This is a genomic window from Nocardia sp. NPDC004123, assembly GCF_053603795.1.
On record NZ_JBSGGG010000009.1, the window covers coordinates 1 to 12,939 of the forward strand.

10 protein-coding genes and 1 pseudogene are annotated in these 12,939 nt (G+C 66.6%); 4 read left to right on the plus strand and 7 right to left on the minus strand.

The window, feature by feature from the left end; genetic code table 11:
- From ACWEQQ_RS14390 to ACWEQQ_RS14420, 7 genes and pseudogenes are all read right to left on the minus strand, one after another.
- Positions 1-865, minus strand: a pseudogene (locus tag ACWEQQ_RS14390) (Fe-S oxidoreductase); the annotation flags it as partial.
- 199 nt (positions 866-1,064) lie between these two features.
- On the minus strand, positions 1,065-2,180 hold the full coding sequence (gene fni, locus ACWEQQ_RS14395) for a type 2 isopentenyl-diphosphate Delta-isomerase (RefSeq protein ID WP_452341127.1): 1,116 nt from the start codon (positions 2,178-2,180) through the stop codon (positions 1,065-1,067).
- A complete protein-coding gene (locus ACWEQQ_RS14400) occupies positions 2,177-3,289 on the minus strand; it encodes a phosphomevalonate kinase (RefSeq protein ID WP_452348547.1) in 1,113 nt (370 codons plus the stop codon). The genes fni and ACWEQQ_RS14400 overlap by 4 nt, the downstream gene beginning before the upstream one ends.
- Positions 3,286-4,287: a diphosphomevalonate decarboxylase gene (gene mvaD, locus ACWEQQ_RS14405; protein WP_452348548.1), complete on the minus strand. Its 1,002-nt coding sequence runs from the start codon at positions 4,285-4,287 to the stop codon at positions 3,286-3,288. Before mvaD ends, ACWEQQ_RS14400 begins: the two co-directional genes overlap by 4 nt.
- The gene (gene mvk / locus ACWEQQ_RS14410) at positions 4,284-5,255 is read right to left on the minus strand and encodes a mevalonate kinase (RefSeq protein WP_452348549.1); all 972 of its coding nucleotides are present in this window, start codon (positions 5,253-5,255) and stop codon (positions 4,284-4,286) included. The genes mvaD and mvk overlap by 4 nt, the downstream gene beginning before the upstream one ends.
- Positions 5,252-6,436, minus strand: a complete 1,185-nt coding sequence (locus ACWEQQ_RS14415) for a hydroxymethylglutaryl-CoA synthase (protein ID WP_452348550.1) — start codon at positions 6,434-6,436, stop codon at positions 5,252-5,254. Before ACWEQQ_RS14415 ends, mvk begins: the two co-directional genes overlap by 4 nt.
- Position 6,437: 1 nt before the next feature.
- On the minus strand, positions 6,438-7,508 hold the full coding sequence (locus ACWEQQ_RS14420) for a hydroxymethylglutaryl-CoA reductase (protein WP_452348551.1): 1,071 nt from the start codon (positions 7,506-7,508) through the stop codon (positions 6,438-6,440).
- Between the two features lie 404 nt (positions 7,509-7,912).
- Between ACWEQQ_RS14420 and ACWEQQ_RS14425 the strand changes: the two genes are divergently transcribed.
- The 4 genes from ACWEQQ_RS14425 to hypF are packed head-to-tail and all read left to right on the plus strand — an operon-like array spanning position 7,913 to position 12,848.
- Entirely contained in the window at positions 7,913-8,902 is a 990-nt protein-coding gene (locus ACWEQQ_RS14425) for a hypothetical protein (RefSeq protein WP_452348552.1), read from the plus strand.
- Entirely contained in the window at positions 8,845-9,504 is a 660-nt protein-coding gene (locus tag ACWEQQ_RS14430; RefSeq protein ID WP_452348553.1) for a cysteine hydrolase, read from the plus strand. Before ACWEQQ_RS14425 ends, ACWEQQ_RS14430 begins: the two co-directional genes overlap by 58 nt.
- Positions 9,501-10,517, plus strand: coding sequence for a hydrogenase expression/formation protein HypE (gene hypE / locus ACWEQQ_RS14435; protein ID WP_452348554.1), 1,017 nt, complete (start codon positions 9,501-9,503; stop codon positions 10,515-10,517). The genes ACWEQQ_RS14430 and hypE overlap by 4 nt, the downstream gene beginning before the upstream one ends.
- A 9-nt stretch (positions 10,518-10,526) precedes the next feature.
- The gene (hypF, locus tag ACWEQQ_RS14440) at positions 10,527-12,848 is read left to right on the plus strand and encodes a carbamoyltransferase HypF (protein WP_452348555.1); all 2,322 of its coding nucleotides are present in this window, start codon (positions 10,527-10,529) and stop codon (positions 12,846-12,848) included.
- Positions 12,849-12,939: the final 91 nt, after the last annotated feature.

The following is a 12,939-nucleotide window of genomic DNA, read 5'->3' on the forward strand; positions in this document are numbered from 1 at the left end:
ACGAGAAGTCCTCGAACCTACCCACACCGAAGGTGTCATTATCCGGATCCGCGGTCTCCATCTCGATCGGCTTACCACCCGACATCATCGGCTTGGCCGCACCCAGCGCCACACCGCCGTCGGCCTCACGCTTGAAATAGATATTGAAGAACGCGGCGAACCGGTGCCACGCCACACCCCAGTCGATATTGCGGCTGACCACCACGACCCACACCAGCGCCGTCATCAGCTTGCAGAACGCGAAGACCGAGACCGCCGCGGCGCTCGCGGGCAGCAGCTTGGCGATATTCATGCTGACGAAGTCGCTGACGGCATGGTGCTCACCGGTGTAGGCCTGCACCAAGGCCTTCACACCGACCATGCTGATGCCCTCGGCGAGCACGATGAGCTCGACGAAGTAGGCCGCCAGGAAGTTGGAGCCGGAGAAGCGCGAGAGCCGCGCGGGTCGCCGCGGGTGGTTGGCCTGCCGAATGATGATGAGCGCCAACGCACCGACGATGGTGCCCAGGCCCAACAGCTCGTCGAGCAGGTGATAGACGAGGGTGTCACCGATCCACGGCCACGTGAAGGTGGGGCTGAAGATCTGCCCCTGCGCCTGGAAGACGGTGACGAACCCGAGCAGGAAGCCGACCATGACCAGCCAGTGCGCCCAGCCGACGGTCCGGAACTTCACCATGCGGGTGTGCGCCGCGAATTCCTTGACCAGGGTGGCGATTCGGGGCAGGAACGGCCCGAACCGGTCCGGTGCCGGCTGCCCCAGCCGGATGGTGCGCACGATATTGCGCACCGCCAAGACGAACCCGGCCCACGCGGGCACACCGACCAGTATGGAGATGATGCCCAGCGTTATTTGCAGGGGGCTCATGCAGTGGCCTTTCATTCACGAAGCGACGCTGTGTCGCTCGGCGCTCGTCGCATCATAACTTGCACTAAGTTACCCATAGGTAACTTAGTGCAATCCATGTTACCCGCGGGTAGGGTATCAGCATTCTCGGCGAATCGAGGCGCTCCACACGCACCGGATGTGGTGTGCCGCAAATTCATTCGATATGACCGCGCTGATCTCAGCGGAGGCGGCTCGTTGGCACGATGGGCCGCAGCGGATTCCGGGAGCGCCGGGCGTAGGCGCCCGGGTCGATGCCGCGCAGTCGGCAGATCTCGGCGAGCCCGCCGGTCAGCAGCACGTCGGCATCCGCCAGCGCGCGCACGGTTTCCGCGCCGAGCACCACCATGAGCTGCCGGATCTGCGTGATCCACGCGGTGATCGCCGCGATCAGCGCATCGACGCCCTCGGATTCGAGGATCGTCAGGAAGTACCCGGATACCCCCACCGCGCGGGCGCCGAGCGCCAGGGCGCGAACGACATCGAGCGGAGTGCGTACCCCGCCGGAGGCGAGCAGCGCGACCCCGTTCGTCAGGGCCGCCTCGGCTCCATCGACCAGGCAGGCCGGGGTGGACAGGCCCCAGTCGGCGAGCAGGCCGAAGTCGGCTCCTCGCCGCCGGGCATTCTCGATCAGCGCGAAATTCGTTCCGCCATTGCCGGATACGTCGACGATCCGCACGCCGAGCTCGGCCAGCCGCGTGACCGTGTCGGCGCTGATCCCGAACCCGACCTCCTTCACGATCACCGGTATGCCCAGCGTCTCGGTGAGGCGAGCGATATGGCGCGGCCAGCCCGAGAAGTCCCGATCGCCCTCCGGCATCACGATCTCCTGGATCGCATTGACGTGCACCTGCAGTGCGTCGGCATCCAACAGCTCCACCGCGCGCATCGCCATCTCCGGTGTGGCATTGGCGTTGACGTTGGCGATGACGTAGCCGTCCGGATTCTCGCCGCGCAGCACGCGGTAGGTCTCGGCCACCGAACCGTCTGCCAGGTACGCGCTCATCGAACCCGACGCGATCGCCAAGCCGGTCTCCCGGGCGGCGATGGCCAGTCCACGATTCACCTCGCCGGTGCGGGCGCTGCCGCCGGTCATCGCGTTGATGTACAGCGGCACCGGCCACGTCGTGCCGCCCACCTCGGTGGCGAGCGAGACGGCGTGCTCCGCGGTACCCCGCAGGGCGTGGTGGACGAAAGCGACCTCGTCGAACGGAGACGGGCGTTGCCCGGCCATCGATTCGCGATGCTGCGCGACGGCCAGGCGGACATGATCGTCCTTGCGGCTGGCATAGCTCATCTGATGCTCTCTTTCCTCTCGGATACCCGGAGATTCAGCGGTTCGATGCCGGCGGCTCGCCAGCGCTGCCGCAGGGCCGGCGCGCGGGCGGGATCGATCAGGGCGATTCCGCAGTCGCCGCCGCCCGCGCCGGAGCTCTTCGCCGCGGCTCCGAGTTCCTCTGCCAGAGAGCGCAATCGAGACAGTTCGGGGCTCTCGATGGCGGCACCGGACACCGCGGCCAGCTCACGGAGCAAGCGACCGGCGGTGCTCAGCGCGAGCTCGGCCGCTCGATCGTCGCCGGAACGGCACGCCGCCGCGAACTGCTCGACGCACTGACCGCTGGCGGTGACGAACTGCCGATAGGCCGAACCATGGTGTCGGACGGCCTGTTTCATGGCCGCTACCAGTACGCTCGAATCCGCCGGTCGCCCGACCCATCCCACTTCCAGGGACAGCTCGCGAGGGGGCGGCAGCGACCGTACCGTCAGGTGTTTCCACGGCTGCCGGATCAGCGCCCCGAGTTCGGTGCCCGGCCGCGCCAGCGCCGCGGTCAGGGCCGCGCGATCCGGGGTCCGGTAGTACACCCAACCGCCGTGCGCCGAGGCCGCGACATCACCTCCGGAGCAGTGCGGATCCACCGAGAACACCGACAGCAGAGCCAGTTTCGTCTCGGTGTCCGGATCCAGCGGCAACCCGTAGACCCGGGCGACAGCCCGCACCACCGCGACGGTCACCGCTCCGGAAGATCCCAGCCCGTATTTGCGTCCAGTGGCGGAATCATCCAGTTGGGAGTCGATTTCGAGGGTGAAGCCCACCGGCTGCCGACCTGATCCGGCCGCGTAACGGTCGACGATGGCCAGGGCCGCCAGCACGTGGGACAGCCCGGCCGCGTCGGCCGAGTTCGCCGGGACTCGGTCGAAACCCGTTTCCCGGCAGACGAATTCGGCGCGGCGCCCGGGGGTGCGGCTGGTCGTGATCGTTCGGAGACCAGGACCGACCGAGCTCACCGGGGTAACGCGGACGCGTACGTAGCGATCGATGCCGACCAGCACCGCCGCGCTGCCCGGCTCCAGGACCGCGTATTCGCCGACGATGTACAGCTTGCCCGGAACGGCAACGGTGATCATCGTTCTCCGCTGTCGGAGACGGCGGCACCGGGCCCGGCGGTGGTGACCACGATCCGATCCACTCCCCCGGTCACCTCGGCGACGGCCGCCGCGACGACGGCGCGGTCGCGGGAATCGCACAGCACCTTCACATTCGGACCGGCGTCCATCGTGGCCCAGGCGCCGATGCCCGCGGCACGCAACTCCAGCACCAGGTCCAGCACGCGCAGGGTGCCGGGTGCGAAATACCGTACGGCCGGTCGAGCGCCGAGCATGGTGGCATGCATCCCGAGGGCGTTGGCCTCGGCGATCTCCCCGACGGTCGTCAGATCGCCCTCGCGCAGCGCCGCCCGCATGCGGTCCAGGTCCCGGGCGGACTCCGCCACCCACGGCGGATAGAACGGCGACGTGGCCATGGTCCGCCGCATGGCTTCCCTACTGGGAACCGCCTTTTCGCGGGTATCGACCAGGGCCACCACCAGCGCCGGGTCCAGCAGCGGCGCGTCGATCGGCTCGGCGAAGCTGCTCAGGTCGCCGGCCGCGCCGGCACCCACGCCACGCCACCACACCGCGAAGCCTCCGAAGACCGAGCGTGCCGCACTGCCGGACCCGCGGCGCGCCAGCCGGGACAGCGCGGCTCGATCCAGGTCCAGTCCGTAGGCGGTCGCGGCGGCCAGCGCCAGTGCGGCGAAACCCGCTGCCGAGGAGGCCAGTCCGGCTCCGGTCGGCACCGTGTTCACGGTGTCCACCACCGCGTACCGCCGATCGCCGGACCGCTCGCGCACCAGCTCGAGAAACCGCGAGACCGGCGCGGCGAATGCCTCGGGCGCCGGGGCTCCGGCGAAGGTTACCCGGTCGGCGGTCGGGTCCGGCCCCACCGTGACCCTGGTCGTGGTCGGGAATTCCCGCAGGGTCAGCGACAGGCTGGTGGTCATGGGCAGGTGCAGGACCTCGTCCCGCTTGCCCCAGTACTTGATCAGGGCGATATTCGGATGCGCGATCGCCGCAACGGAATTCATACGTCCACCGGATTCAAAGGAACCTCGAGACAGCGCTGGGCGCCCGCCGCGAGCAGTGCCGTGCGGACGGCGGGGGCGTCGGTGGTCAGTGCGATGACGCAGCCGCCGAGTCCGCCGCCGGAGAGTTTGGCGCCCAGCGCTCCCCCGGCCAGCGCGGCGGCCACCAGCTCGTCGACGGCCGGGCAGCTGACGCCCAATCGCACCAGAATCCGCTGTGCGCCGGTCATGGCATCGCCCAGCTCGGCGAACCGCCCGAGCCGCAGATCCACGGCGGCACCGTGGGCGAGCTGCCCGGCCCGCTCGAGCAGATCCTCACCTGCCGCGCCGAGGGCGTGCAATCGCCGGCGCACGATCGCCACCGCCTCGCGGGTGCTGCCCGCCACACCGGTGTCGCCCACCACCAGGACCGCTCGATCCGCGCTGTCCGCCACCGGAAGTGGCCGGGCCGCCCCGTCCTGGAACCAGAGCGGCCCGGCCGAGCCGACCACCGTCCGCGCGTCGACGCCGCTCGCGTTCCCGTGCGCCAGCGCCTCCGATTCCTGAATCAGCGTGAAAAGTGTTTCGCCGGAAAGCTTTCGATCCCACAGATCGGCGACCGCCCTGATGACGGCCGCCGCGATCGCCGCGCTCGAACCCAGACCACGCTCGCTCGGGATGTCGCTGTCGATGGTGATGGCCAGGCCCTCGTCGGGAACCCGGAGATGGTGGCAGACCGCCGCTACCGCCAGCCGCGACACCGCAGTATCGCCCGGCCCCGCAGCCGGTCCCCGGCCTGCCGCGTTCGTCGACGCCACAGTGACCGGGCCCCTGGATCGGCGCGCGGTGGCGGTCACCCCCACGAGCGGCACCGGCAGCGAGATCGCCGGGCGACCGTAGAGCACCACATGCTCACCGAGCAGGATCAGTTTGGCGACGGCGCGGCCATGACCGAGGGTGGGGTCCGCCGACCGTTCAGCACCCACCCTCATGCCTGAATCAGGTGACGTGCCTCGTACATTCGCGAATGCTCGGCGACGGCCCGCAAGCGGAACGGTCCGGCCCCGTCGACCGCCAATGTCTTCGACGAACCGTCCTCGGGTAACTCGAAATCCCTTATCTCACGATATCTTTCGTAGGAGATCCGCTCCCGTCGCGCGATGGCGGACTGGTTGGCCGAGGTCCGCAGTCGCCGCCGATATCCCGGCACCATCGACAATCCGAAAAACTCCGCGACACAACCCGATCCGTAGCTCAGCATTCCGACGGAGCGCCCGCTGAGGTCCTCGGCATGGTCGAGCAACGACATGAGACCCACGTACAGCGAGGCTGTATAGCTGTTGCCGACAAGGCGATTGTAGATAGTGGTATGTGCGAGGTCCGCGTCCAGCCGAGCGTTATCGGTGTCGATGCCGTGGATTTCCAGCAACCGCGCGTGCGCCTTGTAGGCCATTCTGGTGAACGGCTGGTGATAGCAGAACGCCGCGAAATCCTGGATGGCCCGGCCGCCGCGGGCTTCGTAGTCCTTCCAAACCTGTTCCACCGCTTCGAGATACAACGAGACCGACAGCTTGCCGTCCACCATCGGTGTCGAGCGGTAGTTGGGTCGCCAGAAGTCCTGCACATTGGCGGTGTACAGACCCGACACGGGCTCGAGGACCGCGACAGCCGGGTCCGCCGACACCAGCATGGCGACGGCGGCCGCGCCCTGCGTGGCCTCACCGGCGGAACCGAGATCGTATTTCGCGATATCGCTGGCGAGCACCAATACCTTGTGGTCGGGGTCGCGGTGCACGAGTCCGGCCGCGAAGTGCAGCGCCGACGTGCCCCCGTAACACGCTTGCTTCAATTCCACCGCCCGCGTCGAGGACGGTAATCCCAGCAGGTCCTGCACATAGATCGCGGCCGCTTTGGACTGGTCGATCCCGGTCTCGGTGGCGAGCAGGACGGTGCGGATATCCCCGGCATCGTGCTCGGCCAGGATCTGCTTCGCCGCGGCGGCGGCCATGGTGACGATGTCCTCGTCCGTCGCCGGAACGGTCTGCGTGCTCTGCCCCAGGCCGATGGCGTACTTGCCGGGGTCGACGCCGTGCCGCTCCGCCAACTCCTCGAGGTCCAGCGCGTAATGCCCGGTCGCCAACGCGATATCGTGAATTCCAATAGGAAACACCACGTCAATTCTCTCTATCCGATGGTGGGCGTTCGAAATTCAGATGCGTCCGCATCAGTTCGCCGGCGTTCGTCTGGGACGCCAGCAGCGACAGCTCCCCGCACAGCACCGCCGCCGCTGTCACCACGGCGAGCCGGCGGGCATTCTCCCCCGTCGCCCGGTCCGCACCGCAGCCCAGCCTGGCGAGATTCGCCGCGGCGAAATCCAATCCCTTTCCGTTTCCGACCGTTCCGACAATGATGTTCGGCAGCGTGCACGAGAAATAAAGATCACCATCGCGGTCCTCGGCATGCGTGATGCCCTGCGAGCCTTCGACGATATTGGCCGCATCCTGGCCGGTGGCCAGGTAGACCGCCAGCAACATGTTCGCGTAATGCGCGTTCGCGGAACGGATTCCGCCCGCCAGACTCGTTCCGATCAGGTTCTTGCGGACATTGAGAGCCGCTACCCGCCGTGCGGTCGTGTGCAGATCGTTCACCACCACGGCACGCGGGATCAGCAGTTCGGTCACCACATTCTTGCCGCGGCCGAGAATGCCGTTCACCGCGGACGCCTTCTTGTCCGTGCAGAAGTTCCCCGACACGGATTCGTAACGCAGACCGGGGAATACGCGCACCAGGTACGCGAGGAGGGCATCGGCGGCCAGGGTCGCCATATTGTGGCCGGAGGCATCGCCGGTAGCGAATTCGAATCGCACGAACAGCAGATTTCCGGCGATCTGGTGCCGGACATCCAGGAGTTCGGCATAGCGGCTGCAGTCGGCGACGATCCGGCGCATCTCCCCCATGACATCCCCGAGCCGGCGAACCGCCGCCAGTGCCGCACCGGCGTCGTCGGCCTCGAGCAGGACCGACCGGGTCATCCGTTCGTCGACGAGCGTGCACACGACGCCGCGGTCGCAACGCCTGGTGATCTTGGCGCCGCGCGCCACCGACGGCCACAGCGGTGACTCGTAGGTGGCCAGCGGCACCTCGATCGGTTCGTCCACCACATTGCCAGTGATCTTGATCGGGCCCACCCAGCGCAACGGGACGACCGCCGCGTCCTTTTCCCGCTCGGTACCGGTCATGGACATCGAATCTCCCCGAGCACATTTGTGTTATTGCGATTTACATATACGGAAACCGAAGTCGGCCACGGTATTACCGCACATGTCGATCTTCGGGACAAGGGCCGAGCGCACGTCGCCGATCCCACCGAGTGATGTATCCGACTGTGAGCGGGCACAGTGCACCCAACCACACCCCGTCGGCCGTCTGTCCTGCGGCGATGGCTCGAATCATGCTGTGCAACTGCGGCTTTCACACGGTTGCACACCCCGTGAGCGGCGCACGACCTGTGGATCGACACACTCTCACGGCACATCCGACGGTGGGCGATCACAACGACCATGCCGACCGGTCGAGTCCTCTTGCCGGAAGGATGAGCCTGCGGTAATTTTCGAATTCTGACCCTGTAAGACCAAGGGGCACTACATATTTGGAGCACTCCTCGAAATTGAACCGCGTCAGAACAACCTTAGAGATTGCATCGCTGGTTACTATCGGCTCCCCGAGATCCGAGGGTGAGGATCATTCGCACATCGAAAGGTTGGTCGAGGCCGAGTGGCCTTTGCCGCCCATCCTCGTTCATCGGCCCACAATGCGGGTCATCGATGGATTTCACCGCACATTCGCCGCGCGACTGAAGGGATTCACACATATTGATGCATATCTGGTGGACGGTTCCGAGGAACTCGCATTCATCGTCGGGGTACGCGAAAACACGACCCACGGCCTGCCGCTGTCCCTGAGCGATCGGCGCGCTGCCGCGGAACGCATCATGCGGACGCATCCACACTGGTCGGATCGTTCGATAGCGACCACCGCGGGCCTGTCCGCGAAGACCGTGGCAGCGATCCGCGGCCGGATCGACGACGATTCGCGATCGAGCCATCGCCTGGGAAGCGATGGCCGCCTACGACCCGTCGACACCAAATCGGCCCGGCGCACCGCCGCCGAGCTGATCCTGGCCCGCCCGGACGCGTCCCTGCGCAGCATCGCTCAAGAAGTCGGCTTGTCCCCGTCCACCGTCCGCGATGTCCGCGCCCGGCTCGAACGCGGGGAGGATCCGCTCGTTCATTCGAACGAAAACAGAACTCCCCGTACCTCACCGGAGTCGGAGAGCAAACTCCCGGACGCCCCCGATCGGCCGACACCCCCTTCGCCGCCCGAGAAGCCGGCGGATCTCGGCGCCCTACTGGCCCTGCTGGCCCGGGACCCGGCGCTGCGCATGAGTGCCAGCGGCCGCGACCTCCTGCGCTGGATGCATCAGCACGCGGTGAAGACCACCGATATCGAGAAAATAACCGACGCCATGCTCCCGCATACCCGGGACCACATCATCGAATTCGCGTATCAATGCGCGGTCAATTGGTCGAATATCGCCCAGGATCTGCAAAATCGCTCGGGCGCGGCGCAGAACAACTAATTACTGGAGTAGTCGACATGTCAAAGATTGCAGTCCTCACGAGCGGCTTGCAGTACGATATCGTCGGAAAGAATCCGGAACGTCGGGCGGCGATCGCCGCGGCGACCGCACATGTGGCGGGATTCTTGTCCGATCTGCGGAAACGCGGCTATCCCGTCTTTCACCTGCAGCTCATCAACGAACCCGACGATCCCCTCGCCGAGCGGTACGACGGCCGCGTCCCCGCGCTGCGCGGCACGGCGGGCGCCGAGGTGATCCGGGACTTCCTCGAGCCGGAGGATATCGTTCAGGAGCGGAGCAAGGACAGCGGATTCTACGAGACCGATCTGCACGAGCGGCTCCAGGCAATCGGGGTCGAGACCCTGATTCTCATCGGTCTGCAAACCCAGATCTGCATTCAGACGACGGCGGCCGACGCATTCTTCCGCGGATACATTGTCGGCGTGCCGAGCGACTGCGTATTCTCCGCCGTCGAAGCCGACCGGCAGCGCGCACTCGAATGGCTCGAGGGCTACTGCGCCACGGTCGCCGATTCCGCGGAGATGCTGCGGACGATCGATGAGAACGGCGGTCTCCCCCGGAAGGAGACCAAGACACCGTGACTCTCGCAACCCAGCAGATCCAACTCGACCACGGCACCGGCGCGACACTGTCGGGCGAACTCGTGGCATTCATCGCGGAGACCTTGGGCGACGTCTATGTGGGCGAGATGGAGGACAGTGCCGTCCTCGCGGTGGAGGGCAGCCGGATCGCGATGACCACGGACAGCTTCGTGGTCGACCCGCCGTTCTTCGGCAATGGCGACATCGGAAAGATCGCGGTGTGCGGGACCGTCAACGATCTCGCGGTGTCGGGAGCGGCTCCGCGGTATCTCACGCTCGGAATGATCCTCGAGACGGGACTGCCGTTCGACCGCCTGTCCCGTGTGCTGACCTCGATCAGGGACACTGCTCACGAAGCCGGCGTGCAGATCGTGTGCGGCGACACCAAGGTCGTGCGCGCCGGGGAAGCGGATCAGTTGTACCTCAACACAAGTGGGGTCGGTTTCTTCGCCCGGGAGCCGCTGCGGATGGACGCCGTGCGCCCCGGGGATGCGGTCATCCTGTCCGGTCCCCTCGGTAATCACACCGTGCATCTGCTGTCGATCCGCGAGGGTCTCGGCTTCGAAAGCCGGGTCCTCAGCGATTGCGCACCCCTCAACACCATGATCGACGGCGTGTTCGCCGCGGTGCCGACCGGATCGATTCGCTCGATGCGCGATGTCACCCGCGGCGGACTCGCGGCGGTGCTGCACGAGTACGCGGGCAAGCTGGACAAGACAATCCGGATCGAGGCTCCGGCATTGCCCATCCAGCACGAGACCGCGATGGCGGCGGACATGCTGGGGATCAATCCACTGCACTGTGCCAACGAGGGCTGCGTGGCGATCTTCATCGATCCGGAGGCGACCGATCGGGTGCTCGCCGCGCTCCACGCGCACGAGTACGGCCGGCACGCCGTGGCGATCGGCGAGGTGACCGCCCTCGATGGCGCGGCGGTCGTTCTCCGGGATTCCGACGGCCGCGAATCCACGCTGCAACCTCTCCGCGGCGCCGAGCTGCCCCGGCTGTGTTGAACCGATGTCATGACCGAGTATGCGACCTGGAAAATCAGGGTTACCGGCGTTGTTCAGGGCGTGGGCTATCGCCCGTTCGTCTACAAGCTCGCCCGTGAGCTGGACTTGGCCGGATGGGTTCGCAACGATCCCGAGGGCGTGCTCATCGAAGCGAGCGGCCACGAGTCCGTGCTGCGGCGCTTCAGCGAGGAATTGGCGAGCAAGGCTCCGGAGTTGGCCCGCGTCGATGGGGTGGTAGCTCTCAGCCGATCGTCGGGGCGGTCGGCGGCCACCGATTTCGAGATCGTGCACAGTGTGCACAGCGGAGCGAAAGTCGCTCTGGTGCCCGCGGATACGCATGTGTGTGCCGACTGTCTGGCCGAGTTGCGCGATCCGGCCGATCGCCGTTACCGGTACCCGTTCATCAACTGCACGAACTGCGGTCCACGGTATTCGATCATTCGCGCACTTCCGTACGACCGGTCGCAGACCACGATGCGCTCGTTCACCATGTGCGAGAGGTGCGACCGGGAGTATCGGGATCCGATGAGCCGGCGCTTTCACGCACAGCCCAATGCCTGTGCCGACTGCGGACCTCGTCTGTTCCTCGCCGACCGGCAGGGAGCGGTTCTCGAAGGCGAGGACGCATTGCGCCGGTGCGCACGGGAATTGACAGCGGGGCGGGTCGCGGCCGTCAAGAGTGTCGGGGGCTTCCATCTTGCCGTGGATGCGCGCCGCGCCGAGTCGGTGGCCTTGCTCCGCGAGCGCAAACGCCGGGATTCGAAACCCTTCGCCGTCATGGTTCGGGATCTGGCCGCCGCCCATCGGATCGTGGAACTGTCCGCGGCGGAGGAAGCACTGCTGCGGTCGCCCGCGCGGCCGATCCTCTTGGCGCGCAAGCGTTCCGGTGCGCTCCCGGAGAACGTCGCCCCGAGGAATCCGAATCTGGGCCTGATGCTGCCCTCGGCACCGCATCATCACCTGCTACTGGACGAATCCGGCCTGGACACGGTGATCATGACGAGTGGAAACATCTCCGGCTATCCGATAGTCCATCGCAACGAGGATGCGCTCCAGCAGCTTTTCGAGATCGCCGACGTGATCCTCTACCACGACCGCGAAATCGAGATCAGGGTCGACGATTCCGTGGTCCGGTTGTCCGCCCACCCCGAGTTGGACGGGCCCCTGATGACGTTCCTGCGCAGAGCGCGCGGGTATGCGCCGTACCCGGTGGACGTCGGCCGTCCGCTGGCTCCGCTCGTCGCCTATGGCGCCGAACTCAAGACGACGGTGGCCCTCTCCGCCGGATCCCGGGTCTTCCTCAGCCAGCACGTCGGCGACCTGAAGAACGACGAAACCTTTGCCGCTCATCGCAAGACGGCGGCACACCTGGCGTCGCTCTATGATCTGGAGCCCGCTGCGGGTGTCTACGATATGCACCCGCAGTTCCGCTCCAGCAGTGTGCACGAGGGCATCGGCGAACCGGGCGATCCCGTGTTCGTCCAGCATCATCACGCTCATATGGCCGCGTGCCTGGCGGAGAATCGGCTCAGCGGACCAGCCATCGGTGTGGTGTTCGACGGAGCCGGCTACGGCACCGACGGCACCATCTGGGGCGGGGAATTCCTGGTGGGTGACTTCGAAAGATTCGAGCGGGCAACGCATTTGCGGCGCTTGGCACTGATCGGCGGTGACCGAGCGGTGCACGAACCGATTCGAACCGGGGTATCGGTCGCCCTGGACGCATTCGGCGATATCGACACGGCCGTCAAGGCGTTCCCGGCGATCGGCCGGCTCGAGCCGGATCGCCGGCACGTGTATTCGACGATGCGAGCGCAAGGAATCAATTCGCCCGAGGTATCGAGCATGGGCCGGCTCTTCGACGGAGTCGCCGCCCTCCTGGGTATCTGCTGCTACGCCGAGTACGAGGCGCAGGGACCGATCGAGCTGGAGGGCCTGCTCGAGCGCGACCTCGCCATGGTTGACGGATACGAGTTCGACTACACCACAACCGAAGTCGACTTCGGACCGGTGATCCGCTCGATCGCCGGGGACCTCGCCGCCGGCCTACCGCTCCCGCAGATCAGCCGGCGGTTCCATTCCGGCGTGGTCACCATGGTCCGACGGCAATGCCGCGAGATCTCCCGTGCCACCGGCATCCGGCAGGTCGTCCTCTCCGGCGGCGTATTCCTCAACGAATTCCTCCTGGTCAACTCCCTCACGATCCTCGAGCGCGACGGATTCGACGTCTACAGCCACCGCCACGTCCCCCCGAACGACGGAGGCATAGCCCTCGGCCAGCTGCTTGTCGCGGACCACCGGCGCACCCTGGGGAACGGACGGGTCGGGTGAGGCTCGGGAACGGACGGGTCGGGTGAGGGCCGATGCGTCGGTGGCGGACTCGCGCCCGCGCTGATCGCCGCCCTGCACCGACCGCGCTGCC

Coding starts and splice junctions, on each gene's coding strand:
- fni (WP_452341127.1), bottom strand. CDS start 2,180: ATGAGCTATGCCAGCCGCAAGGACGATCATGTCCGCCTGGCCGTCGCG.
- ACWEQQ_RS14400 (WP_452348547.1), bottom strand. CDS start 3,289: ATGATCACCGTTGCCGTTCCGGGCAAGCTGTACATCGTCGGCGAATAC.
- mvaD (WP_452348548.1), bottom strand. CDS start 4,287: ATGAATTCCGTTGCGGCGATCGCGCATCCGAATATCGCCCTGATCAAG.
- mvk (WP_452348549.1), bottom strand. CDS start 5,255: ATGAGGGTGGGTGCTGAACGGTCGGCGGACCCCACCCTCGGTCATGGC.
- ACWEQQ_RS14420 (WP_452348551.1), bottom strand. CDS start 7,508: ATGTCCATGACCGGTACCGAGCGGGAAAAGGACGCGGCGGTCGTCCCG.
- hypF (WP_452348555.1), top strand. CDS start 10,527: ATGACCGAGTATGCGACCTGGAAAATCAGGGTTACCGGCGTTGTTCAG.